23 protein-coding genes are annotated in these 25,279 nt (G+C 63.1%); 8 read left to right on the forward strand and 15 right to left on the reverse strand.

Translation table 11 applies throughout. The features are described from left to right. The first annotated feature begins 64 nt into the window (after positions 1 to 64). From A6V37_RS06225 to A6V37_RS06240, 4 genes are all read left to right on the forward strand, one after another. Positions 65 to 1,009, forward strand: coding sequence for an AEC family transporter (locus tag A6V37_RS06225; RefSeq protein WP_064271268.1), 945 nt, complete (start codon positions 65 to 67; stop codon positions 1,007 to 1,009). A 208-nt stretch (positions 1,010 to 1,217) separates the two neighbouring features. Beyond that, positions 1,218 to 2,183, forward strand: coding sequence for a quinone oxidoreductase family protein (locus A6V37_RS06230; protein WP_064271267.1), 966 nt, complete (start codon positions 1,218 to 1,220; stop codon positions 2,181 to 2,183). Positions 2,184 to 2,388: 205 nt separating this feature from the next. Beyond that, positions 2,389 to 2,967: a DUF4337 domain-containing protein gene (locus tag A6V37_RS06235; RefSeq protein WP_064271266.1), complete on the forward strand. Its 579-nt coding sequence runs from the start codon at positions 2,389 to 2,391 to the stop codon at positions 2,965 to 2,967. 65 nt (positions 2,968 to 3,032) lie between these two features. Then, positions 3,033 to 3,650 (forward strand): LysE family translocator, encoded by a 618-nt coding sequence (locus A6V37_RS06240; protein ID WP_064271265.1) that lies wholly within the window; start codon positions 3,033 to 3,035, stop codon positions 3,648 to 3,650. A gap of 12 nt (positions 3,651 to 3,662) precedes the next feature. Here A6V37_RS06240 and A6V37_RS06245 read toward each other — a convergent pair whose 3' ends face one another. From A6V37_RS06245 to A6V37_RS06265, 5 genes are all read right to left on the reverse strand, one after another. Continuing rightward, positions 3,663 to 4,937 (reverse strand): RNA polymerase sigma factor, encoded by a 1,275-nt coding sequence (locus tag A6V37_RS06245; protein ID WP_064285859.1) that lies wholly within the window; start codon positions 4,935 to 4,937, stop codon positions 3,663 to 3,665. Positions 4,938 to 4,941: 4 nt separating this feature from the next. Next, positions 4,942 to 5,349, reverse strand: a complete 408-nt coding sequence (locus A6V37_RS06250; RefSeq protein WP_064271303.1) for a VOC family protein — start codon at positions 5,347 to 5,349, stop codon at positions 4,942 to 4,944. Positions 5,350 to 5,370: 21 nt separating this feature from the next. Further along, positions 5,371 to 5,898, reverse strand: coding sequence for an SRPBCC family protein (locus A6V37_RS06255; protein WP_064271263.1), 528 nt, complete (start codon positions 5,896 to 5,898; stop codon positions 5,371 to 5,373). Positions 5,899 to 5,957: 59 nt separating this feature from the next. Continuing rightward, positions 5,958 to 6,371, reverse strand: coding sequence for a YciI family protein (locus A6V37_RS06260; RefSeq protein WP_064285860.1), 414 nt, complete (start codon positions 6,369 to 6,371; stop codon positions 5,958 to 5,960). Positions 6,372 to 6,523: 152 nt separating this feature from the next. After that, positions 6,524 to 6,877: a YciI family protein gene (locus A6V37_RS06265; protein ID WP_064271302.1), complete on the reverse strand. Its 354-nt coding sequence runs from the start codon at positions 6,875 to 6,877 to the stop codon at positions 6,524 to 6,526. Between the two features lie 410 nt (positions 6,878 to 7,287). Between A6V37_RS06265 and A6V37_RS06270 the strand changes: the two genes are divergently transcribed. Further along, complete coding sequence (locus A6V37_RS06270; protein ID WP_064271261.1) at positions 7,288 to 9,255, forward strand: hypothetical protein; 1,968 nt, start codon at positions 7,288 to 7,290, stop codon at positions 9,253 to 9,255. Positions 9,256 to 9,348: 93 nt separating this feature from the next. Here the strand turns inward: A6V37_RS06270 and A6V37_RS06275 are convergent, their stop codons facing one another. After that, entirely contained in the window at positions 9,349 to 9,822 is a 474-nt protein-coding gene (locus A6V37_RS06275) for a hypothetical protein (protein WP_064271260.1), read from the reverse strand. A 921-nt stretch (positions 9,823 to 10,743) separates the two neighbouring features. Between A6V37_RS06275 and A6V37_RS06280 the strand changes: the two genes are divergently transcribed. Next, the gene (locus A6V37_RS06280; RefSeq protein ID WP_064271301.1) at positions 10,744 to 11,094 is read left to right on the forward strand and encodes a DOPA 4,5-dioxygenase family protein; all 351 of its coding nucleotides are present in this window, start codon (positions 10,744 to 10,746) and stop codon (positions 11,092 to 11,094) included. Between the two features lie 81 nt (positions 11,095 to 11,175). Here A6V37_RS06280 and A6V37_RS06285 read toward each other — a convergent pair whose 3' ends face one another. From A6V37_RS06285 to A6V37_RS06300, 4 genes are all read right to left on the reverse strand, one after another. Next, complete coding sequence (locus tag A6V37_RS06285) at positions 11,176 to 11,487, reverse strand: high-potential iron-sulfur protein (RefSeq protein WP_064271259.1); 312 nt, start codon at positions 11,485 to 11,487, stop codon at positions 11,176 to 11,178. A gap of 49 nt (positions 11,488 to 11,536) precedes the next feature. Beyond that, on the reverse strand, positions 11,537 to 12,226 hold the full coding sequence (locus A6V37_RS06290; protein ID WP_064271258.1) for a nitroreductase: 690 nt from the start codon (positions 12,224 to 12,226) through the stop codon (positions 11,537 to 11,539). Positions 12,227 to 12,361: 135 nt separating this feature from the next. After that, positions 12,362 to 13,045: a Fe2+-dependent dioxygenase gene (locus tag A6V37_RS06295; RefSeq protein WP_064271257.1), complete on the reverse strand. Its 684-nt coding sequence runs from the start codon at positions 13,043 to 13,045 to the stop codon at positions 12,362 to 12,364. Between the two features lie 66 nt (positions 13,046 to 13,111). Beyond that, positions 13,112 to 15,316 (reverse strand): TonB-dependent receptor, encoded by a 2,205-nt coding sequence (locus A6V37_RS06300; protein ID WP_064271256.1) that lies wholly within the window; start codon positions 15,314 to 15,316, stop codon positions 13,112 to 13,114. A gap of 453 nt (positions 15,317 to 15,769) precedes the next feature. On the opposite strand from A6V37_RS06300, the gene A6V37_RS06305 reads away from it, so the two are divergent. Further along, positions 15,770 to 16,765, forward strand: a complete 996-nt coding sequence (locus tag A6V37_RS06305) for an aldo/keto reductase (RefSeq protein WP_064271255.1) — start codon at positions 15,770 to 15,772, stop codon at positions 16,763 to 16,765. A gap of 19 nt (positions 16,766 to 16,784) precedes the next feature. Here A6V37_RS06305 and A6V37_RS06310 read toward each other — a convergent pair whose 3' ends face one another. Genes A6V37_RS06310 through A6V37_RS06330 form a run of 5 tightly spaced genes read right to left on the reverse strand, consistent with a single transcriptional unit; the run spans position 16,785 to position 24,703 of the window. Continuing rightward, positions 16,785 to 17,351 carry a YbhB/YbcL family Raf kinase inhibitor-like protein gene (locus tag A6V37_RS06310; protein WP_423213163.1) on the reverse strand — a complete coding sequence of 189 codons (567 nt, stop codon included), beginning with the start codon at positions 17,349 to 17,351 and terminating at the stop codon, positions 16,785 to 16,787. A 37-nt stretch (positions 17,352 to 17,388) separates the two neighbouring features. After that, complete coding sequence (locus A6V37_RS06315; RefSeq protein WP_064271253.1) at positions 17,389 to 18,189, reverse strand: ROK family protein; 801 nt, start codon at positions 18,187 to 18,189, stop codon at positions 17,389 to 17,391. Between the two features lie 47 nt (positions 18,190 to 18,236). Continuing rightward, on the reverse strand, positions 18,237 to 19,847 hold the full coding sequence (gene zwf, locus A6V37_RS06320; protein WP_064271252.1) for a glucose-6-phosphate dehydrogenase: 1,611 nt from the start codon (positions 19,845 to 19,847) through the stop codon (positions 18,237 to 18,239). A gap of 20 nt (positions 19,848 to 19,867) precedes the next feature. Further along, complete coding sequence (locus tag A6V37_RS06325) at positions 19,868 to 22,675, reverse strand: MGH1-like glycoside hydrolase domain-containing protein (protein ID WP_064271251.1); 2,808 nt, start codon at positions 22,673 to 22,675, stop codon at positions 19,868 to 19,870. A 51-nt stretch (positions 22,676 to 22,726) separates the two neighbouring features. Continuing rightward, complete coding sequence (locus A6V37_RS06330) at positions 22,727 to 24,703, reverse strand: amylo-alpha-1,6-glucosidase (protein ID WP_064285861.1); 1,977 nt, start codon at positions 24,701 to 24,703, stop codon at positions 22,727 to 22,729. Between the two features lie 210 nt (positions 24,704 to 24,913). Here A6V37_RS06330 and A6V37_RS06335 point away from each other — a divergent pair, with 210 nt between their 5' ends. Further along, entirely contained in the window at positions 24,914 to 25,228 is a 315-nt protein-coding gene (locus A6V37_RS06335) for a hypothetical protein (RefSeq protein WP_064271249.1), read from the forward strand. Positions 25,229 to 25,279: the final 51 nt, after the last annotated feature.

The following is a 25,279-nucleotide window of genomic DNA, read 5'->3' on the forward strand; positions in this document are numbered from 1 at the left end:
TTGGATTGTATCGCTGCAAACTACTACGCTGGCGAATCGCGCTTCCGCCCAGCTTTCTTCACCGATGTTAGCCACGCTCGAAATCCTGCTCCCCGTCTTCGGCCTGATTTTCGCGGGCTTTGCATGCCGCCGGCGCAACGTGCTTGGACCGAACTCGGCTTCGGAACTGAACCGGTTCGTAGTTTGGCTGGCGTTGCCGGCAATGCTGTTCGACATCATGGCGCACGCCACCTGGCAGCAGCTTTATCAGCCGGCCTTCGTCGCCACCTTCTCGATTGCGTGCGCCAGCATGTTCGCGCTGATCCTCGCCATGCGCCTGATGAACGGCCGGCATCTGGCCGACGCGAGCGTCGATGCAATTGCGGCGTCGTACCCGAACACGGGCTACATCGGCTTTCCGTTGGGCATGATCGCGTTCGGGCCGGCCAGCCAGACGCCGACCACGATCGCCACCATCCTCGTCACGTGCGTGCTGTTCGCGCTGGCGATCGTGCTGATCGAAGTCGGCCTGCAGACGGAGCGCACGCCCCACAAGCTCGGTCTGAAGGTGCTGCGCTCGCTCGCGCGCAATCCGTTGATCGCGTCGCCCATCGCGGGTGTGCTGTTTGCCAGCCTCCATGTCGCATTGCCGCCGAGCGCGGAGACCTTCCTGAAGCTGCTGGGCAGCGCGGCGAGTCCGTGCGCGCTGGTGAGCCTGGGTTTGTTCCTCGCGGAAAAACGGCCGTCCGAAACCGGCGCGCGCGGCGTCGCCCTGCTGGTGACCGGCGTCAAGCTGCTGCTGCAGCCGGCGCTGACGTGGTGGCTCGCGGCGCGCGTATTCGAGCTCTCGCCCGCGCTGGTCGAAATGGCGGTGATACTGGCCGCCCTGCCCACCGGCACCGGTCCCTTCATGCTCGCCGAGTACTACGAGCGTGAGGCGCACATCACCTCGCGAACCATCCTGCTGTCGACGGTAGGGTCGATCGCGACCCTGTCCTTGCTGCTGATGCTGATGGGCCATCGGACCTAAACGCAGGGCAGCGCATCCGGATACGCAAAGCGCCAATCCAGCCGCCCTCGTCAAGGCGCGCGGATAGCGGTCGGCCCGCGCCTCGCGCTATGCTTCGCCCACGGACCGACGCGGTTCGCGATCCTCATGCATGAATCGCGAACCGACCCGCCGTGCCCAAAGCCAGCCCACCCGCGAGGCAGCCCAGATCCACTCGGAGCAACGCACCATGAAAGCCATCCAGTTCAAGTCCTTCGGCAACCCCGCAGTGCTCGACTACGTCGATCTGCCGAAGCCCGAAGCCGATGCGGACAGCGCCGTCGTGCAAATCAAGGCAGCCTCGGTGAATCCGAGCGACGTCAAGAACGTCGCCGGGCATTTCGGGCACACGGTCTTGCCGCGCACACCCGGACGCGACTTCAGCGGCGTGGTGGTGGATGGTCCGCAAGCATGGCTCGGCGTCGAAGTGTGGGGTACCGGCGGCGATATCGGTTTCACGCGCGACGGCACGCACGCCGAATTCATCAAGGTCCCGCTCGCTGCTCTGTCGCGCAAACCCAAAACGCTGAACCACGCCCAAGCCTCCGCGATCGGCGTGAACTTCGTGGTCGCCTGGCTTGGCACGGTCGAATACGCGCACCTGCAAGCGGGCGAGACCATCGCGGTAATCGGCGCGGGTGGCGGTGTGGGCGGCGCAGTCGTGCAGATCGCGAAAGCGCTCGGCGCGCGCGTCATCGCCGTGGATCGTCGTCCGCTCGACGCGAATACGCCGGCCGGCCGCCTGATCGACGACTACGTGCCACTCGACGAAACCGCCACCGGGCGTGTGAAGACGCTGACCGGCGGCGCGGGCGCGGACGTGGTGTACGACACGGTCGGCGGCGTGGCCTTCGAAACCGCGCTGAGTCTCGTCAAGCGACGCGGCCGCGTGCTGGAAATCAGCGGCACGGGCAAGCGCCGCGTCGAGTTCGATCTGATCGACTTCTATCACAACGAGACCCAACTGCTCGGCGTGGATAGCGCCAAGCTCGGCGTCGCGGACTCCGCGCCGTTGATGAGCGCACTGGTCGAGGGCTTCGAGAGCGGCAAGCTGACCGGCCCGGCCATCGCGCAGACCTTCCCGCTCAAACGCGCTCGCGAAGCCTACGAAGCAGTGGCCGCCGGCACACGTGGCCGGGTCGTCGTCACGATGTAATCGCTCTCGCGCCCGGCGGGCGTGGCGGCATTCATTGACAAGCAAGCGGCCGCCGCACTCCACGCAATGGCCGGACATGTATCAAGCACTTGCATCTGCTAACAGGCCCTCTTTTCCGTCAAGAGGCGTCACACGCTAAGATTGAGCCCGCCGGACTCACACGCCGCGCGGTGACAAAAAGAAAAGCTTTGCCTCGGAGAATCAGATGCCTGAAGAATATGAAGTGCATGGTCCGCACGACCATGCCGTGGAACACCCCGGCCATCACGACGCGGATCCGTTTGCGAGCCGCATGGCCGTGATCACGGCCATCCTCGCGACGATCGGCGCGCTGTTGGCGTACCAGAGCGGCAACAGCGAAAATCTGGCGCTGTACTACAAGAACGAAGCCGCCATCAAGAAGACCGAGGCGTCGAACCAGTGGAACTACTATCAGGCGAAGGGCGAGAAAGAGAATCTCGCGGATCTCGGTGCGGCGCTGTCCGCCCCCAACTCCGATGCGCGCAAGAAATTCCTCGCCGACGTCGACAAGTACAAGACGCAGAAAGAGCCGATCCGCGCGAAGGCCGAAGCGATCGAAAAGGAAGTCGCGGATAATGACGCCAAAAGCGAAGCGCTGCTGCACGGCCATCATCGCTGGGCGCAAGCCACCACGCTGATCCAGGTTGCCATCGCACTGTGCGCGATCACGTTGCTGACGCGCAAAAAATGGCTGCGTAATCTGTCGTTCGCGGTGGCGGGCGCGGGTGTGATAACCGGCGTGATGGCGTTTTTCTCGGCTTGATCAGTGAAGTGAATCGCCGCGCTGCCGCATTCGCCGGCCGCGCGGCGCGTATGAAGGAGTGAAGCATGATTGATGGATCTGCCGTTCTGGGCGTGTTTTCCGTCTATGTGGCCGGCGTGGTCATTCCCGGCCCGAACTTTGTCGCGGTCGCGCACAAGGCCGCGTCGGCGACGCGACTCGAAGCGCTGGCCGTGGTCGGCGGCATCGTGCTCGTCAATCTGTTCTGGGCAAGCTGCGCGATTCTTGGCGTCGGTATCGTGTTCGCGGCCTTTCCGTGGCTCGCGCTGGCGGTCAAGGTGGCCGGCGCCGCTTACCTGATCTGGTTCGGCGGCCGTCTGATCGTCAAGGCTTCGGCCGGCAAGCCGGCGGCAAGCCCGAATGCGTCGGCGGGTGGCTTCCGGCAAGCGTTCGCGCAAGGCTTTGCGACCAACATCGCGAATCCGAAGTCGATGGCGTTCTTCGCGGCCGTGTTCTCCGCCGCCACACCGGCGCATGTGAGCGTGGGCACGTTCATCGCGATGCTCGGCATGGTGTGCGTAGTCGCGGGCAGCTGGTACAGCTTCGTCGCGCTCACCCTGTCGCACTCGCGGATTGCGACCGCATACCGGGGCTCCAAGGCGTGGATAGATCGCGCGTGCGGCGGTCTGATTGTCGCGCTGGGCGTGCGGCAGTTGATACGGTAAACCGCCGCCCGCTCAATGCGTCATGGCATGCGCACGCTCGAGCAACAACTCGCGCTCACGGGCGTTGCGCGTCATCCCAGCGGCGCGTTCGAACTCCGTGCGCGCCTCTTCAACACGTCCGAGTTTCGCCAGCAGATCGCCGCGCACGCTTGGCAGCCAGTGATAGTTCGCAAGCGCCGGGTCGTTCGCCAGCGCATCGGCAATCTCCAAACCAGCCGCCGGGCCGAACGCCATCCCCACCGCCACCGCGCGGTTCAACTCGACCACCGGCGAAGGCGCGACCTGGGCCAGCGCGTCATATAACGCGACAATCTGCGCCCAATCGGTGTCCTCCGCGCGGCGGGCACGAGCGTGACACGCGGCGAGCGCCGCCTGCAGCGCATACGGGCCGCTCGCGCCGCCCAGCGCATGCGCGCTCTCGAGCGCGGCGAGTCCGCGGCGGATCAGGAGCGGATCCCAGCGGCCGCGATCCTGATCGAGCAGCAATACCGGACGGCCCTGCGCATCGGTGCGCGCATGCATGCGCGACGCCTGAATCTCCATCAACGCGACCAGCCCGTGGACCTCGCTTTCGCCGGGCACGAGGCCGCTCAGCACACGCCCGAGGCGCAGCGCTTCCTCGCATAGCGACGGCCGCATCCAGTCGTCGCCGGCGGTCGCCGAATAGCCTTCGTTGAAAATCAGATAGATCACCTGCAGCACCGAGGCGAGCCGCGGCGCGCGGGCGTCCGCTTGCGGCACCTCGAACGGCACCTTGGCCGCCGAGAGCGTGCGCTTGGCCCGCACGATACGCTGCGCGATGGTCGGCTCCGGCACGAGAAACGCACGCGCGATTTCGTCCGTGGTGAGGCCGCCGAGCAGGCGCAGCGTGAGCGCGACGCGCGCGTCGGTGGACAGCACCGGGTGGCACGCGGTGAATACCAGCCGCAGCAAGTCGTCGCCGATGTCGTCGGCGCGTGCGGCATCAAGGGCATCGACGAAATCCGGCACGAGATGGGCCTCCTGCGCGTCGAGATCGTGACCCAGCTCCTCGCGCTTGCGGGCATGCAGCGCTTCCTGCCGCAAGCGGTCGAGGGCCCGGTTCTTGGCGGTCGCCATCAGCCACGCTCCCGGATTGTCGGGCACGCCCGCGTCAGGCCAATGTTCGAGCGCCGCCACCAGCGCGTCTTGCGCCAGCTCTTCGGCGAGCCCCACGTCACGCACGATCCGCGCGACGTGGGCGATGACCTTGGCGGACTCGATCCGCCAGACGGCCTCGATGGCACGGTGAGTGGCTGCCGTGGTCACTGGCTCAACCCGCCTTGCTGGCGTTCGGGTCCATGTAGATGAGCTCCCAGATATGGCCGTCGATATCCTCGAAGCCATGCCCGTACATGAAACCGTAGTCCTGCGGCGCGCGCGGCACGTTGCCGCCAGCGGCAAGCGCTTTGGCGACCAGCGTATCCACCTCCTCCCGGCTTTCGCAGGAGAGGCCCACGAGTGCCTCGGTGCTCTCTTTCGGATTGCACAGCGACTTGCGCGTGAAGGACTTGAACAGGTCCTTGACCAGCAGCATCGCGTAGAGGTTTTCGCCAAGAATCATGCAGGCCGCCTGCTCGTTGGTGAACTGCGGGTCGAAGCTGAAACCGATCGCGCTGAAGAAGGCTTTCGACCGGTCGAGATTGCCGACCGCGAGATTGACGTAAATCTGCTTATGCATGATGGCATCCATTGCTCAGGTTCAGCTCGCCTCGGCGAGCGTTTTCAGATTGTTCAGGCCGTCCTCGAAATCCTTGCCGACCATCTTGTCCATGCTGATGAACACCTGTATCAGCTTCGACATGAACGGCGCGGGTCCGTGCATCGCCCAGGTGACCTCGGTGGCGTCCCCGTCTGGCTTCAGCGTGAAGTCGGCCATGTTGTGCGCTTCGAACGGCTTCAGAAAATCGAGGTTCAGCGTCACGCTCGAGGGCTCGGTCGTACCGACTATCTCCATCTGCCCCACGCCGACCTTGTCGCCTTGCCACGCGTAGCGCGCACCCTTGCCGCTCTCCGTGCCGCTATAGGTGCCTTGGGCCGCCGGGTCCTTGCGCAGGAACGGATTCCACAAATTGAACTGATGAAGGTTGTCGATCAGCGCGTAGATGCGCTCGGGCGGCGCCTTGATGCGCACGCTGCGTTCAATGCGAAAGTTATCGGGGCGCGTCGCCGCGTAGACCAGCACCAGGCCTATGGCGGCGACCACTGCGATCAGCAGGGTCTTGAGCATGACGAATCCTTTCGATTTGATGGAGCCGTATCGATGTGTGTGAAGGCGGCGTGGCAGTGTCAGCGCTTGCCGGCTTCCAGTTCGCGGAACCGGTCCAGTTCGGGGCTGGGTTCGAAGTCGTCGAGTACAAACAATTGACGCACTTCAATTTCACCGTCCGCCTGCTCGCCGAAGGGCGCCGGAAAGCGCCGCGCCCATTCCATCGCCTCTTCACGCGAGCGCACCTGGATCAGCGTGTAGCCGGCAATCAGTTCCTTGGTCTCGGCAAACGGACCGTCGATCACCGACCGCTTGCCGCCGCTATAGCGCACCCGCCAGCCTTTCGAACTCGGCTGCAAGCCGGTGGCGTCGAGCAGCACGCCGCCTTTGGCCAGCTCCTCGTGGTACGCACCCATCGCGGCTATCAGGGACGCTTCCGGCATCACGCCGGCTTCGCTGGCGGCGGTCGCTTTGACGAGAATCATGAATCGCATCGCCGTTACTCCTTTTTCGTGGTGAGGGGGAAAGCCGCGCACGTTGGCGGGCTTCTTACTCACACGACGAGCAACGCGCGGCCGGATCGACAGACCGGTCGATTACCCAGGGAAAACCCCAAGTCAAATACCGCCAACGATGCGCAGACCACCTAGATGAAACAAGGTCCGAGTTTGCGAACTTCAACGGTGCACCACGTTGCCGCCGGGCAGGCTTGTGCGATCGCCACGGCTTCTTCGCGGGTTTCGCAATTGAGCAGAAAGAAGCCACCGATCATTTCCTTGGCTTCAGCGAACGGACCGTCGAGAAGTTTCGGCTGACCGCCGCGCACCTGCACGCGCACGGCGTCGCTGGATGAAGTGAGCGATTCGACCGCGACCAGTTTGCCGCGCGCTTTCAGATCGGCGGAGAAACGCACCATCTGGTCATAAACTTCCCGGCCCGCCGCTTCACCGCGTTCGGCGCGCTGGTTCGGGTCTTCGATGACAAGCAGCATATAAGACATGACGTCTCCCATTGATTGCGCCGCAGACGTGAGCGCCATGGAGGCGCATGACAGCAAAAAGCGCGCTTGCGGTACGTTGGCGAGAGGCAGTCTAACAAGCGTGAAAGGCTCCGGCAAACCCGCTCCGGCGCGCGCTCCAGCACTGGCGCGGGGTCCGTCGCCCGCCTTACGGAGACTCGTAATATTCACGCGGCATACGGTTTGTGCCGACGCGGCCGACACGATAACGGCGCTTTTAAAGTATTCTCCCAACGCGCTAAAGATCACTGTGGAATTGCCGTTCATCGCTTGGCAGCCACACATAATCCGCTTTTTATTTAGGGCCGGGCGCGCCAGGCGATACGCTCATTTGTCGGCAATATTGGCTGGCATAACACGCCAAACGAATAAACAGAATATCGGGGAAATTCATGCATCAATCGTTGGTACGCACCGGCGTCGCTGCTGCTGCGGCTTTGGCCTTTTTCCAGCTTGGTGGTTGCAGTGGCGGCAGTTCCGGCTCATCGTCCGCGGGAACACCGGCGGTGACGGCGAGCGCCGTCAGCGGCACGGTGGCCTCCGGCAACGCGCGGGTCGGCGCGACCGTCACGCTGTTCGACGCGACCGGCGCCCAAGCCACCGCGACCACCGACTCGCAAGGCGCGTACACGATTTCGGTGAAGGGTATGACCGCGCCGTTCCTGATCGTCGCCACTGACGCCAGCGGGATCTCCGCGCCGCTCGTCTCCGTGCTCGCCCAGTTGCCGGCCGGCACGGGCACGGCGCCGGCCGTGGTCAACGTCACCACGCTGACCACCGCGATCGCCGCCATGCTCACCGCCTCGGGCAACCCGACCGACCTCGCGTCCAGCACGGCGCTCGCCAAGGTCACCTTGCCGTCCGTGCAGATCGCCACCATCACGCTCGACACGATACTGGCCAAGATCCTCGTGCAGAACGGCTTGCAGTCGGCTGGCTTCGATCCCATCGGCGTGGCGTTCACGCCGAACCATACCGGCGCCGATGCGGTCATCGATACCGTGTCGCTCGTCACAGGCTCTAACGGCGGTTTGTCGCTGCTCTCGAACGCGGCGCCTGGCACGACCGTCGCGCTGAACAACCAGACCTCGCAATCCGTGGCGCTGGCAGCGCCGCCCGCGGCGGCGAACTACCTGGAGCCGCTCGCCGCGTTGCTGACCACGTGCGCCGCGAACGGCACGCTCAATACGTCGTGCTCGCCGGCCATCGACACCACGTTCCTGGAAAACGGTTCGACCGATCTCGCCGCCGGCCACGGTCTGACGGATGCACTCTTTACCGGCGCCGTATTCGGTTCGCCGAAGACGCTCGCCTTCTTCACGCGCAACGGCAAGCAGCAGGCGCTTGTGCAGTTGCCGTTCACGCTCGCGAGCGGCACGGTGGCAGGCGTGCTCTACAGCATCGCGCAGCAACTCGCCGCACCGGTGACGCTCGCGGGCGGCACGCAACTTGGGTGGGATCTGATCGGCAATCAATCGCAGTTCGCCGTGTCGATCAACTCGCAAATCGCGCGGCGCACCTTCCTCGATTCGCGGCTGAACGACGTGAATCGTTATGAGTCAGGGCTGACGATTGCCATTCCGACGGCAGCCAACCCGACGGTGTATTCGGCGTCCGTCACCGGGCCCGGTCTCGCCGCGCCGGTATGGCTGATGCCGCGCAATGCCGTCGGCAGCAGCACGCTGGCGCTGTCGAACACGCCGTTGAGCGCCGCACCGGTCTCGCCCGCCACGACCAGCAGCAATACGTCGCTGTACCGCTGGTCCTGGCAATCGCTTTCATCGGCGGCAAGTTTCACGGCGCCGTCCGCGAGCGGCTACTACGCGGCGCAATCACTCGATGCGAGCAGCGTGCCGCTCTATTCGGCCTACACGGTGACGTTCTACGACAAGAACGGCGCGCAACTCGGCCAGTCGTCGATCATCAATCCGGGCAGCCCATTGAGCGCCGCGGCAGGCAGTTCGGTCGCATGGCCGACGCTGCTGCCGGACTTCGCCACGCAATTTTTGACGCCGGGCGGTTCGCTCGCCGGCACGCAGTACGCGATGAGCGTGACGTGGTCGAGCCTCGTGAATGGACAGAATCTCTCGTATCCGGTGACGTCCGTGCAGATTCAGGCGACCGGCCTGAGCACCGGAGGTGCGAGCGTTGAAGTAGACGGCTTCTCCGTCGGCGCGCCGAACAACACCACGTTCGGTCAATATCAGACGACGGTCAGCGCTGGAGTGAATTCGCTAGGCGTGCAGACTTGCACGAATTGTCCGTTCCCGCCGCTGGTGGCGGGCAGTTCGCGGCTCGTGCAGTTGAGCGGCGGGCAGAATGGAATCTCATACTACGACATCACGAAGTACAACGACTGAGGCCGATAAGCGGCGTGTCAGTGCAGCTGAATGAAAAACGCCCGGCAGGGCGTTTTTCATTTGCGCGAGCGAGACGGGAGAAAGCCGTGCAGCTCAGTGTGCGGCTTCCGCCAGCGCTTGCACTTGCACGGACTTCATCAATCCTTCGATCATCTTCGCTTCCGCGCTCGCAATCTCGCTCAGCGATGCCACGGACAGTTGTCCATCCAGAATTGCCAGCGCCGTGCACACGCGGGCGTAGTCGCCGTCATCGAGTACCCACACGCCGCTTTCATGTTCGCGGGAGTCGAGGCGAACCATTGCCGCGTGCGCGCTTTCGATGTCGGACAGCAAGTCTTCGCCGAGGCCGAGGTGCGCAAGTTCTTGCGACACCAGCAAATGCCGGCTCAAGGTCATGTGCAGATTCCGCGACCCGTGGCCGCGCCGGAATGCATCGAGGGCGGTGTAGCACTGCAGGAGCATCGCCGTGGTGACCGGCTCGTGTGCGGTGCGGCTATAGGTCAACGCGCGCAGCAGCGGGGACATGGCCGGCTGATGGTGCTTGCGGACTCGCGATTTATTGGACATATCGGTTCTACCTCCTTCACTAACTCTCGGCTTCGCCACCGAATTCTTCTGCTCTCCGGCGGCAAATGCCGCCGATACGCCGGCGGCTCGACAGGCCCCTGATCTGAGTCTGTGCAACCATCATGGCAAGCAACTATTAAGACAGACTTAAACGCCGCACGGTTTGATCGCGTGCAGCATCTCACGTTACGCGGCCGGCCGCTTGGGCGGTGTCGTCCGCCAACAGCAAAAATGCAACACCGGGATATCGGTGCGAAATCGCCGATTGCAAGCCGTGCCGCGCACCGCGACGAAAAAAAACCCTGTTCCCGCGAGGGAACAGGGTTTGACAGGATGGAACAGTCGTACTCGCGCGTGGATGCTTGCCGACTTAAACCCCACCACAAACTAACAAAGCGACTACCTGACTACACTGCTAAAACTATTCTTGCTCGTATTGCCACTGCTAAAGCGGTTACTGCCGGAACGGTTGCTACAAAAAACTTTCGTTACTGGAACAAAAACTTCGTTGCTGGAACTGCTCACTGCATCACAGCCCGGTCCTCGCCTTCAACATCACCTGGCTGCAACCCCCTGCTGATTCGCGCGCAAATTACGCGGACCGCGCGCTGTTCTTCTTGCTTCTACTACCGACTGCTCTACTGCCCTGCCGCGTGGCACAACCGCGGCAAACTGCGATCAACGGTACGGTTCAAAAACAACGCGGGGGGAAACCGCGTCGATGGGCGCGGTGTTTTGTCGCTCCATGGAAAACAGTTTATGTGAGCACACGCGAATGCAATTGGTCGAAGCGAGGGGATTTGGCAGGTCAGTTTGCCGGATCGCTGTAACAGGGCTAATTCTTCAGACTTGGGCACACGCCCGCGGGAAAACTGAAGCAGAATGAAGACTGGAAAAAACTACTTTGCACCGGACACCGCCATGACGCTTCGCGACACTTCCGCCATCGAAAGCTGGCACGCCCATGTCTATTTCGATTCGAACAGCCGCGACGCCGCGTGGGCCTTTCGCGAGCAAATCGAAGCACACTGGAGCGGCAAGCTGCAACTCGGCCGCTTTCACGAGCGCCCCGTGGGGCCGCATCCCATGTGGTCGTATCAACTCGCGTTCACGCAGGAGCAGTTCGCCGCGCTGATCGGCTGGCTCACGCTGAATCACGGCACGCTCGATATTTTCGTGCACCCCAATACCGGCGACGCGCTAGGCGATCACCGCGACGCGGCCATATGGATCGGGCGCTCGCACGAATTGGTGCTGAGCGTGTTGACGTGACCAGCGTTGCGTTTGAAACCGGCGTGTGCGCGAACGCGGGGAACGGCGGTGCGTTTAGCTGAACGCGCGCCGCCTACACGCTCACATATTCGTGTACGAACTGCACCAGCCGCGCGCGGCGACCTGCTTGTCGCCGAACAGCGTGCAACCTCCGTAGGCGTCGGTGGCTTTGCCCTGAAACAGCGAACAGGTGCCGCAGGTTTGTCCGGCCGCATAGCTCGGGAACTTCGCTTTATCGACCTTGGAAGCATCTTCCCGGTAGCCGAGCGCTTGCGCTTTCGGATCGGCCTCGTTGAGCGTGTTGCCGGCCTCGGCGTAGGCGGCACGGGCAAGCACGAGCGCTGAGCCCATGCCCGCGCTGAGCATCAGAAAATGGCGGCGCGATGTTGTCATGATGGTCCGATGGAAATTGAGGGCCTGCTTCGGTCTCGATCACTCACTCTCAATCGAGAAATCGCGTGAACCGTTCAACCGGTTCGCGTTCGGTGCGCAGCGTGTTGACCAGCGCGTTTTCATCCGCGAAACCCAGCGACATGCCGCACACCAATTGCTCTTCGGGCGGCAAGCCGAGATGCCCCGCAATCACGCGATGAAACGGCGTGAAAGCGGCCTGCGGGCAGGTATCGAGGCCACGCCCGCGAGCCGCCGTCATGATGGCCTGCAGGAACATGCCGTAGTCGAGCCAGCTGCCGCGCTCCATGATCCGGTCGATGGTAAAAAACAGGCCCACCGGCGCGCCGAAAAAGCGGTAGTTCTGCGCATGCTGTTCGTGCATGCGCCCCTTGTCGCCCTTTTCGATCCCGAGCAAGGCGTACAGATCCCAGCCGATCTTGCGGCGACGGTCGATGTACGGCGAAACCCATTGATACGGATAGTACCGGTACTCTTCCTGATACAACGCGTCGCGTTGCGGATCGTCGTGCGCCGCAACCAGGTCCCGTGAAAGACGCGCGAGCGACCCGCCCGTCACCACGTAGACTTTCCACGGCTGCGTGTTGGTACCCGAGGGCGCGCGACTGGCCGCTTCGAGAATGGCTTCGATGTCGCCGCGCGGCACCGGCGCAGGCAGAAATGCGCGAATCGAACGCCGCGTCATGAGAGCGGCGTCAACTTCGTTGGCGGGTAGGGTCATGGGCGGCTTCCGGCAGAACCTGTCATGGTGGTGGTCTGCAAGAATTCTAGCGCGAGCGCGTGCTTTCCCGCTGGCCGGCCAGCGGGGGTCACGCCATGTTCGACTCATGCCTCAAGCCGCTTGCCGCGGGCACGCCTACGTTTCGCTCCAGGCTCGCAACAGGTTGTGATAAATGCCAATGAGGCTGCGGCGCGCGGCATCGTCAGCTTGCGTCGCGTTCAAGCGTTGAATGGCGGTGTCCATATCGAACAGCATCGCACGCTGCGTGTCGCTGCGCACGAGGCTTTGCACCCAGAAGAAACTGGCGAGCCGCGCGCCGCGCGTGACCGGCGTGACCTGATGCAGACTCGTGGCCGGATAGACGATCATGTCGCCGGCCGGCAGCTTGACCTGCTGCACACCGTAGGTGTCCTCGATCACGAGTTCGCCGCCATCGTAGTCGGCGGGGTCGGATAGGAATAACGTCACCGAGACGTCGGTGCGCAGCTTCACGCCGTTGGGCAGCACCCGCACCGCGCCGTCGACGTGACTGCCGAACTGCATGCCGCCCTCGTAGCGATTGAAGAGCGGCGGGTACACCTGGTTTGGCAACACCGCGCTGATGAACAGCGGGTGCCGCTCGATCGCGCCCAGAATCACGTCGCCAAGCTCACGCGCAATCGGCGTGTGCTCGGCAATCTGCTGATTGCGCTTGACCGGCGCGCCCTGATAACCGGCGGTGGCTCGGCCGTCGACCCACGCGTCGCCGGCTTGATCGAGCCGCTCGCGCACGAAGCGCAGTTGTTCGGCGTTCAGGACATTCGGAATGTGCAGCAGCATAGTGTTTCCTTCGCGGTGGCTTGCGATATCGCAACCGGCAAGCCTACCGCATCAGTGCGGTGCGTATCAGAAGCGGTAGTCGAACGTCGCCAGCAACGTGCGTCCGACGCTCGGCACCGAGCGGCCGCCGTCAGATGGAATCAGCGCGTCGTAGTACTGCTTGTTGGTCAGGTTGAGCAGGTTCAGACGGATGTCGTATTGCTTCGCGTGGTACGCGGCGGTCGCATCCCAACGCGTGTAGCCCGGCACCTGCACGTAATTCGTGTTCGACGCATAACGCGGCGACATATAGGTCGGACCGCCGCCGATTTCCCAATGCGGCGTAAGCGCGTACGTGGTCCACAACGTCAGCGTGTTGCGCGGCGTGTTGGCCGGCACGTGGCCCTGCGTGCCGTCGAGCGCCTTCAGGATGATGGCGTCCATGTACGTGTAGCCGCCGTAAATCTGCCACCTGTCGGTGATGTGGCCCGTCACGCCGGCCTGGAAGCCGTCGACGCGAACGTCGCCGTCGAGTTCGTATTCGGTCGGCGAGACCTGCGTGCGCGCGTTGTTCATTTCCTCGCGGAAGAACGCGGACGTCACCGACAGATTGCCGCCGAGCAGGTCCCACTTGCCGCCCACTTCATACGAGCGGGTCGACTCCGGCGCGAGATTCTGCGTCAGGTTGGTGACCGTCAACGCTTCGAGCGACGGATCGAACGACGTGCCATACGACACGTAATACGACTGCCAGTCGGTCGGCTGATAAATCACACCGGCCCGAACACTGGTGAAGAAGTTGGTTTGAGCCGCATAGCCCGGCAGGCTGATCGAGTTGTGAATCTGCGCCTGAAAGCGATCCCAGCGCAAACCGCCGATCACCTTCCAGTGCTGGCCGATCGACACGGTGTCGTTCAGGTAGGCGGCAATTTCGTTCGAGCCGGAATCGGCGTGGTTGCCGACCGTGGTGGTCACACCGGCAGGCGACGACAGATACGCCGGGTTCAGCATCGTCACGACCGGCAGGTTATTGCGCGTGTAGGCCTGATTCGTATAGCTGTCGTGTCCGAGCTCGATGCCGCCGATCAGGTCGTGCTTGAGCGGCCCGGTATCGAATTTGTATTCGAGCGTGGTGTCGTTGTACAGCGAGTGGTTCTCGATCACGCGGTCATGGCTCTGCAACTTGATGAACAGTTGCGACGGCGGGAGTGTCGTGTAATTGCCGTTCGTCAATGCCGTGCTCGAGGCGAGCGGTCCGGTCAATACCGCTTGCGGCGCGGTTTCGCGCGCGTCGGTCAGCGAGTGCGAAAACTGCGTCTGGTTGGTCAGCGTGAGCGCGTCGGAGAACTTGTGCTTGATCGCGGCGGTGAACGTCTGCACGTCCTGAATCGTGCGGTCGGTAGTCAGCCCGTAAAACGTGTTCTTCGGCACCGGCGACGGGTGGCCGTTCAACGCCTGCACGCCGTAGTCAGGCATGTCGTAGTTGTGCTGGATCAGCGCGGACAGCGTCACTTCAGTCGGCGTGCCGATTCCGAAGCGCACTTCCGGAGCGATGCCGTAGTCCTTGTTCTTCATCACATCACGCGTCGAACCGAGGCTCTGGCCGAATGCGTTCAGGCGAATCGCGGCGGTATCCGTGAGTTTATGGTTCACGTCGATCGTGCTGCGATAGCGGTCGTCCGTGCCGACCATGGCCGTGACTTCCGCGGAGTCCTTCAGGTTCGCTTTCTTGCTGACCTGGTTGATCACGCCGCCGGTCGAGCCACGGCCGAACAGCATCGACGACGGTCCGTACAGCACTTCGAGCTCTTCGAGGTCGAAGGTGTCGCGATAGTACTGGTTGCGGTCGCGGAAGCCGTCCAGATAGATGTCGTTCTGCGCGGTAAAGCCGCGCAGGTTGATGTTGTTGCCGATCTGCCCACCTTCGGCCGCGCCGATCGTCACGCCAGGCGCGTTGCGCAGCGCGTCCTGAAACGACGTGGCGCCTTGCGTCTCCAGTACGGCCTTGTTGATGACCGTCACGGTCTGCGGAATGTCGCGCAACGCCGTGGGCGTCTTCGCGCCGACGGTCGAGCGCTCTGCCTGGAAGTCCTGTTGCTCGGCCTGCGCCGCGACGCCGATCGTCGGCAGGTTGCCGCTGTCAGTGGGTGTGCTCGCCGCGGAGTTGGCGCTCGACGGCTGCGTGGCGGTTTGCGAAGCGGATTGCGGAGCGGTCTGCGCGACGGCCGGTGTCGCAAAAGGAACGGCAAAAGCTAGCGCTAACGCGGTCGCAAGCGGCGTGTGGTTGAACATGGGAAATCCCGTCAGAGGTGCGCTTGCCGGATTCGCATGCCTGAGATGGAATCAATGACAAAGCCGCATTTGGCTGGCTGCCGGAGTTGTGCTCGCGGCACAAACGACGGGATGGCTGGCTGATGGTTAAATGAGAATCGCTATCATTCCACACGCATAAAGCCGCATCAATCACGGCAAGCATTACCCCTCGTAACAGAATTGTTTCTTCTCGTTACGATTGAATGGAATACGTAAACTTCGACGCGATCGCGAAGCCAATTTATTACTCATTTGTAATGTCTAAGGTATTAAAACGAATTTCTTTCAATACCCTAACCAGAGACTGCGCCATCGATATTCTTTCAATTTAATAACAATCAAAAGCAATCCCCGCCAGCACCAAATCGCAACTCCGTTTATCCTTTTTGCAACACCGTGTATCGAACTGTTCCGTCCATTCCCGGAGTGACCATGCAATACCGCCAATTCGGCCGCACTGGCCTGACCGTTTCGCGCCTGTGCCTCGGCACGATGACCTTCGGCCTGCAGACTGAAGAAGATGTCTCACACCGCATTCTCGATACGGCAGCGGACGCCGGCGTCAATTTCATCGATACCGCCAACGTGTATCCGCTCGGCGGCGGCGAAGGCATTGCCGGCCGCACCGAGGAGATTGTCGGGCGCTGGCTGAAGGGCAAACGCGCCCGCTTCATTCTGGCAACCAAGGCCGTCGGCAAAATGGGGCCTTCCGCATGGGACCAAGGCGCATCGCGCAAACACCTGCTGGACGCCATTGACGCCTCGTTGAAGCGCCTCGGCACCGATTACGTGGACCTGTACCAGCTCCATTCCGACGACACTCACACGCCGCTCGACGAAACACTTGAAGCATTGGACGTGATCGTGCGTTCAGGGAAAGCGCGCTATATCGGCGTATCGAACTTTCTCGCGTATCGGCTGGCGCGCGCCTTGGGCCGCGCGGATGTATTGCGCGTGGCGCGGTTCGTGTCCGTGCAGCCTCGCTATAACCTGCTGTTCCGCCAGATCGAGCGGGAACTGCTGCCGCTCGCGGCCGAAGAGCAATTGGCCGTGATGCCGTATAACCCCCTCGCGGGCGGCCTGCTCACGGGCAAGCACAAGCACGATGCCGCACCGGCGTCCGGGCGTTTCACCGAGACCGTCGGCAAGGCCGGCGCGATGTACCAGGAGCGGTACTGGCATAAGCGCGAGTTCGAAACGATCGAGCAACTGAAAGCGATGGTGGCGCCAACCGGCGAATCGTTGACGCGGGTTTCGCTCGCCTGGGTGCTGGCGAATCCGCTCATCACGTCGGCGATTATCGGCGCGAGCCGCGCCGAGCAGTTGAGCGATACGCTCGCGGCCTCCGAACTCGTGCTCGACGCCCAGATCAAGACACAGCTCGACGAGGCCAGCGTGGCATACCGCTGGGGCGATGCGGCGCGTTAAGCGCTATCAGCCATGAGATTCATCGCCCGTAACGCAGGACCGTGCTCGTTGCCGCGAGCACGTGCCCCTTGATCGCAGCGTGCAAAGCGTCTCTCGTCAAACCGGGCGGCAGTGCGTCGGGCGGCAGATCGAGTGCATAGACCTGCGCGAGGTAGTGATGCGGATTGTCCCCCACCGTCGGGCACAGTCCGCGATACCCGGTACCGCCCGACTGGTTCACCCCGTCCACGCTGCCAGGTGGCTGGGGACCGCCCGCGTCGAGCGAGGTGATTGAGGGTGCCAGCCCATACAGCACCCAGTGCACAATCCCGAGGCCTTTCGCGCCGTCTGGATCAAAGATGGTCACTGCAAAGCTCTTCGCGCCGGCCGGCGCGTTGCGCCATTGCAGCGCCGGCGAAACATTGTTGCCACCGCAATTATTGGCGCTCGACGCATGGCTCGAATCCACCGTGCCGCCATCCGCCACACCCGGCGAGGCAACCACGAAGGCATCCGCCGCGCCGGCATGCGCCGCGGCACACGACAGCGCGGCAAACACGCCGGCCGCGAGCAGGCGTCGCACGAAACCCCGTTGATTGCTGTGCATCATCCCTGGTCACCTCTTCCCGTTTATTGGTCAGACTTCACTTGAAGCGGCCCGCCCGCTCGTTCGCCTCCGGCAGTTGCCGCGTCTCGCGCAAGGAGCGCGGATGCCACAGGCGCGCGCCGCCTTCGATACCCGCGTCGTTCGAAACGGTCGCCACGTTCGCCGGCAAATCGAACTTGAGACGCGCCGCGTTGCCGCCGCCGATCCACAGTTTGTCGTAATTCACCAGCGCCGCCAAAATGCCGATCACCTTGTGAACGCGCCGGTTCCAGCGTTTATTCCCCGCTTTCTCGCGCGCAGCCTCGCCGATGTATTCGTCGTAAGCCACGCCCTTCTTGCTGACCGGATGATGCGCAAGCTCGAGGTGAGGCATCAGCTCGCCGTCGCGGAACATGGCCGTGCCCGCACCCGTGCCGAGCGTCAGCACGAATTCGAGGCCGTGACCTTCGATGGCGGCAAAGCCCTGCATCTCGGCGTCGTTGATCATGCGCACCGGCAAGCCGCCCAGGCGCTGCGCCAGCGAATCGGCCAGCGGTATGTCGTGCCACCCTTCCACGCCGAAGTGCGGCGCGGTCAGAATGCGGTTGTTGCGCACCACGCCAGGAAAGCCGATCGACATCAGCGTAGGTGGCGCCTGTTCGACGAGCGGCGCGACCAGCTTCGCCAGCGCGTCCACCAGTTGATCCGGCGTGCACGGATGCGGCGTCGCGACACGCACGCGTTCGGTCGTCATCTGGCCGTTAGCGTCGATGATCGCGGCCTTGAGGCCGGTGCCGCCGACATCGATCGCCAGGATCTGCTCGGTACTGCTCTTCACTTTCGTCTTACGCGTCGCCACGGTGCCCCCCGATGATGTTGGTGCGGCTCGATGGATTGCTTCTTGAGTTACTTCTTCTGGACTGCTTCTCTTTTCAGCGGACGCCATGCGCGACCGTCGCGCGCCAGTAGCGCATCCGCTTGCGCGGGACCCTCGCTGCCGGCCGCATAACCGTGCACCGGCAGCGCGCCGCCGGCTCGCGGATGCAGCACGTCGTCCACGGCGCACCAGCTCGTCTCAATGCTGTCGGCGCGCTGGAACAGCGTCTCATCGCCGAGCATGCAGTCGTACAGCAAGGTTTCGTAGCCGACGTTGGCGCGTTCCGCGAAAAAATCGCCATAGTCGAAAGACGACTGCACCGCGCCGACCTGCATGACCGGCCCCGGCGTTTTTACGTTGAAGTCGAAGCTCGTGCCGTGTGCGGGATCGATGCGCAAGGTCAGCACATTCGGCGTGAGCGCGTCGACGGGCGTGTCACGGAACAGGCGGAACGGCACCGGTTTCAGCTGCACTGAAATTTCTGTGCGACGCGCCGCGAGCCGCTTGCCGGTACGCAAATAGAACGGCACGCCGGCCCAGCGCCAGTTCTCGACGAACACGCGCGCCGCCGCATAGGTTTCCGTCGTGCTGCCGGGGGAGACGTCCGGTTCCTCACGATAGCCGACGCCGGCCGGACCTTTTTCGTATTGGCCGAACACCACGTCGTTCGGCGTCAACGGCTGGATCGCGTCGAACACTTCGGCCTTCTTGTCGCGCACGGCCTCAGGGTCGAACGAGTTGGGCGGCTCCATGGCGACCATGCCGAGCAACTGGAACAGATGGTTCGGCAGCATGTCGCGGAACGCGCCCGTCTGCTCGTAAAACTTGCCGCGCCCTTCCACGCCGATCGTCTCTGCCGCCGTGATCTGAACGCTGTCGATATATTCGCGCCGCCACATCGGCTCGAACAGCGCATTGGCGAAACGCACCGCAAGAATGCTCTGCACGGTCTCCTTGCCGAGAAAATGATCGATGCGATACACCTGCGATTCTTTTGCATACGACAGCACATGCGCGTTCAGATCGCGCGCCGAGGCCAGATCGGTACCAAACGGCTTCTCGATCACGAGGCGGCGGAAACCGCTGCCGTCACCCCCTTCTTTCAACAGGCCCGCTTTGCCGAGATGCTCGACGATCGGTTTGAAAAAGCGCGCGCTGACCGCAAGGTAAAAGATCACGTTGCCGCCCGGCGTTGCGTCGAGCTTTTGCTTGAGCTTCGTGAAGGTGTCGTCGGTTTCGAATTCGCCGGCCATGTATTCGAGGCGCTGCGCGACCCAGTCCCACGCCTTGTCGTCGAGCGTGCCGGCGTGGAACGTGCTGGCTTTGTCGGCGGCGAATTGCTGCAGGGATTTATGGAGATCTTCGCGCCACTCGCTCGTCTCGCGCTCGCCGTGATTCACGCCGACAATTTTCATGGCGTTGTCGAGCAGGCCGTCCACCGCCAGGTTATAGAGCGCCGGCGTCAGGAGCCGCCGGGTTAGATCGCCGCCCGCGCCGAAGATCACCAGAGTGCAAGGTGGCGCGGGCCGCTTGCCGGCCGGCGATGCGGGCGCGTCGTGCGGACTCGCGCTGACTTTGCAACTCGGTCGTTGACTGGCGGCGGCGTGATCGGATGCTGCAGTATTCGGTGTAGTCGACATGGGATTCCTCAATCCTTGTGCTATTTCGTCGATGCGTGGGCGTGTTCCGGCGCAGGCGCGGTCGCACTCGCGCCTGCCGGCGCCGCAGTTTGCGCCACAGCCGACGCGGAATGCGGCGCCGGATCCGCTTCACCCGCCAACGGCACATTGCCCGACGCGGCCATCGCGCGCGGTTGCAACAGCAACGCAACCAGCCCCGTCCAGCCGGTCTGATGCGACGCGCCCACGCCGCGCCCCGTGTCGCCGTGAAAATACTCATGAAACAGGATCAGATCGCGCGAACGCGGGTCCGCCTGTAGCAGAGGATAGGCGCCCATCACGGGCCGCTCACCGTCCCTGTTCTTGAGGAACAGCGTCGTGGCCCGGCGCGCCAGTTCATCGGCGATTTCGCTAAGCGAGAACTTCTGCCCCGATCCGGTTGGATACTCGACGCGGAAATCCTCGCCGTAATAGCGGTGAAATTCGTAGAGCGATTCGATCAGCAGATAGTTCACCGGCATCCACACCGGGCCGCGCCAGTTCGAATTTCCACCGAATACGCGCGTATCGGATTCGGCAGGCAAATACTTGACGCAAAAACTGCTCCCGTTGTGATTGAACACGAACGGGTTGTCCCGATGGCAGCGCGAGAGCGCCCGCACGCCATGATCGGAAAGAAATTCGCTTTCGTCGAGTGCACGGCGCAGTAATGCTTTCATCCGATGCCCACGCAAGAGCGAGAGCAGCAGCGCGTTGCCCTTGCCTGGCTCGTTCCAGCGCGAGACCAGCTTCGCCAGATCCGGGCGATGTTCGAGGAACCAGACCAGCCGTTCACGCAAGCCTGGCAAGCCGCCGTGCAGGCGCTCCTCGAGCACGTGCACGGCGAACAGCGGAATCAGGCCGACAATGGAACGCACCCGCATCGGCACGTTGCTGCCGTCGGGCAGGCGCAGCTTGTCGTAGAAGAACTCGTCCTGACTGTCCCACAAGCCCGTGTCGCAACCGTCGTCGCAACTCACCGCCTCGGCGATGAACAGGAAGTGCTCGAAAAACTTCACGCCGATATCCACGAACACGTGGTTCTCATACGCGAGTTCGAGCGCGATACGCATCAGGTCGAGCGCATACGCAGCCATCCATGCGGTGCCGTCGGCCTGATCGATGTGGCCGCCGGTCGGCAGCGGCGACGAGCGGTCGAAGATCCCAACGTTGTCCAGGCCCAGAAAACCGCCCTGGAAAATATTGTGGCCGTCGGCATCCTTGCGGTTCACCCACCACGAGAAATTCAGCAGCAGTTTGTGGAAGACAAGTTCGAGAAAATCGCGATCCGGCTTGCCGGTGAGCACGCGGTCGATCTCATACACGCGCCACGCGGCCCATGCATGCACGGGCGGGTTCGCGTCGCCGAGCGCCCATTCGTAGGCGGGAATCTGGCCGTTCGGATGCTGATAGCGGTCCTTGATGAGCAGGAGCAGTTGCCGTTTCGCGAACGCCGGATCGATCAGTGCAAACGCGGCCGCATGAAACGCCAGATCCCACGATGCGTACCACGGGTATTCCCATTTGTCCGGCATCGACACAATGTCCGCGTTGCACAGATGCCGCCAGTCGATATTGCGGCCGCGTTTGCGATCGGCTGACGGCTTCGGTTGCAGCGGATCGCCGTCGAGCCAGCGCTGCACGTCGTATTGGTAGTACTGCTTCGACCACAGCATGCCGGCGAGCGCCTGACGCTGCACGAGACGCGCATCGGGATCGTGGATCTCGTGTTGCAGCGCGCCATAGAATTCGTCCGCCTCGGCGATACGGCGCGCAAAAACCGCATCGGCATCGAGCGGCACGGCGTCGGGACTCGACTCAGGACGCCAGCGCAGGTACACCACGGCGCGGCCATACGGAGCAAGCTCGATCGGCGCATGGGCGCCGGCCTTGGTGCCCGCGTCGCGGCGCACGGCCTGCTCGTCGCCGTTCACCAGATAATCGTTGAAGCCGTCTTTGAACGGACCTGCGCCGTCCATGTTGAAGAGACGTTTGACGTTGGTGTCGTTCTCGCAGAAGAGCCACGTGACCTGCGGCGCGTCCTTCGACCACGCCGTAACGACGATCGGCTCATGGCCCTGCTGACGCCCGATCACATGCGCGTCGCCGTCGTGGTCCGTGCCGGCGACGAGCGAGGGTTTGCCTTTGTTCTCCTTCCACGACCACGAATTGCGCGCCCATATTTGCGGCAGCACATCCAGCGAGGCAGCCTGGTCCGCGCGATTCTCGATCGTCACGCGCATCAGGATGTCGTCGGGTGTGTGTTTGGCGTATTCGACCTGGACGTCGAAGTAACGCAAATCGTCGAACACGCCGGTATCGAGAATTTCGTACTCCGGCATGTCGCCGCCCCGGCGCGCGTTTTCCTGAATCAGGTCGTCGTATGGAAAGGCGGCATGCGGGTACTTGTAGAGCATGCGCATGTACGAATGCGTCGGTGTGCCGTCGACGTAGAAGTACAGCTCCTTCACGTCCTCACCATGATTGCCTTGCGCGTTGGTGAGGCCGAACAGACGCTCCTTGAGAATCGGGTCTTTGCGATTCCATAGCGCGAGCGAAACGCACCAGCTCAGCTTGTCGTCGCCGAAACCGGCAATGCCGTCCTCGCCCCAACGGTAGGCGCGGCTGCGTGCATGGTCGTGTGGGAAGTAGTCCCAGGCGGTGCCGTTCGCGCTGTAATCCTCGCGCACCGTGCCCCACTGCCGCTCGCTGAGATACGGCCCCCAGCGTTGCCAATGCGCACAATCAGCCGAATGCAGCCGGGAGCCTTCAATAGTGGCGAGCAGATTGGCAGCGCGCAGCGGTGGCATGTCGACATCCTTGCGTCAGGCCTGGCGGTGGGACACTCATCGTAGCGCGGTTTAGGCGGCGGCGGTCGTCCAATGGGCAAGCAGGTGTTGAATGCGCAGCAACTCCCCTAGCGACCATGCCTGAAACGGCGTGCCGGCGGGCACGTGCGGGGCGTCGCCATCGGCGATTTCGCTGAGGTGGTCGAGGCCGGCGTGATCGAGCTGCGCGTACAGCGGGTCCAGAAAACGCGCTTTCGCTTGCGCGCCGGCATCCGCTTCGGCGCCATGGACCCGCAACCATGCTTCGACAAACGGGCCGAGCAGCCACGGCCAGACAGTTCCCTGATGATAGGCGCCATCGCGCTCGAGCGGAGACCCGCCGTAGTGCCCGCGATAAGCGGGAGCGGATGGTGCGAGCGTTCTCAAGCCGAGCGGCGTGAGCAAGTGCGCCTCGACCTGGTCGAGCACCGCGCGCGCCGCCGCGCCTTCGAGTAGCGGAAACGGCAGACCGCCTACCGCAAAAATCTGGTTGGGTCGAATCGAACGGTCGATAGCGCCTTCAACGTGGTCTACATCCACGTTATCGAACAGCGCGTGCGTGGCCGGATCGACGAAGCGCTCATGAAATGCCCGCAACGCCCGCTCGGCGGGCGCCTGCCATTGCGCATTCCACGTTGCTGCAATGCGCAACGCGTTGATCCAGAGCGCCTGCACTTCGACCGGTTTGCCAATACGCGGCGTGACCACCCAGCCGTCGACTTTCGCATCCATCCACGTGAGTTGCACGCCAGGTACGCCGGCACTGAGCAGACCGTCGGCGGTAGAAGCGCGGATGTTGAAGCGCGTGCCGTTCGTGTAGCCGGCGAGAATCGCTTCGGCCGCCTGTTGCAGCCGCTCGCGTGTCGCGGCGCCGGCGTGCTGCGTGACGAGATAGTCGTGTACGGCGACGACGAACCACAGCGAGGCATCGACCGAGTTGTATTCCGGCGTGTCGCCGTAGTCTGGGAAACGGTTCGGCAACATGCCTTCAGACAGCGTGGCCGACCATTCGAGCAGGATGGCTTCAGCCTCGTCGAGACGGCCCGAGGCGATCAGCAAACCGCGCATTGCGATGAAGGTGTCGCGGCCCCAGTCGGTAAACCACGGGAAGCCCGCGAGGATCGTACGGCCTTCGTTGCGCGCGACGACGTAGGCATCGGCGGAGCGTTGCAGGCGTGAGCCGAGCGTCGCGCGGCGCTGTTGCTCGATGCTTCCGAGTTCCGCTGCGTGGGCGGCGGCTGGCTCCGCGTTTGCCGATGCGCTGGTTGCGGCCGCCGCGCTGAGAATCATCACCGCGTCGCCATCGGCAAGATTGAAGCTGAATACGCCAGGCGTCGCAAGGTCCTCGCTGAAGTCAAGGCCACGCTCCCGCTCGCGCACATAGCAAAAGTTGCGATACCAATCAGGCGCGTGCAGGTAAGTGCCGTTCGTTGCCGCACGAATGACCGGCCGGTCGCCATACGGTTGCCAGCTCACGCAGCCCTGATCGCCACTCGTCTGCGCGTTGAAGTTGAACGCGGGATTTTCATGGTGCAGCGCATGATAGTCGCGGCCCGAAAGCAAAGGCCGGACCTTCAACGTGAACGCGTTGGGAAGTGCAGTGCGTTCCGCGCTTTCCAGACGCCAGCGCAACACCGTCTCGCCTGCCGCCTTGCTAACGAACGTCTCAGCGATGCACACCCAATGCGCGTCGATCTGAATGCGCCATGTCGGCCACGGCTCGGTGCCGAACGCAAGAAGACGCGTGGTCAGGTCCGGATAGATCACGTCCGGCACATATCGCTGCATGCTCAGCGGATAACGCTGGCCGTCCGCCTCGAGCCATGCCTCCACGCCATTGACGAGCACCACGCGCCCGCCCGGCGCGCGCGGGGCGCTCAGCAGTAACGCGTGATAACGGCGCGTGCGCAGCGTACCCACCGTGCCCGACGCGAAACCGCCGAAGCCGTCCGCCTCGAGCCATTCGTCTTCGAGACGCGTGATGTCGAAAGGCCGTTCGATGAGTGTCATGAATTGACCAGTCAGGTGAAGCCATGAATCTTTCAGTGTGCCTGGACTACCCGCGTATGGCACAACGGTGACCATTCTCCTACTTATCACCTGCCAGTTTCTTTCAAAATCCAAACTCCTTGTCCCACGTTATGCCACAAGCAAACGTTTCACAATTATTTCTCGAAAGGATTGGAGACTGCATGCGCTTTCACGAAACTGGATGCGGACATGAGAAGAGATATCGGCCTCGCGAGTGTCGCTTTGGTTGCGCTCGCAACTTTGGCGTTGAGTGGTTGTGGCGCGGACGACGCCGCACCGTCGGCAGCCTCTTCATCGCCCGAGGTTGCCAATAGCGGCGCCGCACCCGGCGCGGCGATGCCGTCTGCGACGGCCATGTTCAATCCAGCTTCGATGCCAGCCGTGGATCCCGCTGCCGCGTCAGATCCAATCGTACAGAACATGCAAGCCAGTCTCGCTGCCGACAACCGGCAAATCGCGCCCGTCATGCGTTATGCACCCGGCGACAGCACCAGCAGCAACTGATCCGATTCCACCGGCGCGCGAGGCGCGCTATTCTTCCCCCCGCAGAAGGTG

This window comes from Paraburkholderia ginsengiterrae, from assembly GCF_001645125.1.
Classification (GTDB): Bacteria; Pseudomonadota; Gammaproteobacteria; order Burkholderiales; family Burkholderiaceae; genus Paraburkholderia; species Paraburkholderia ginsengiterrae.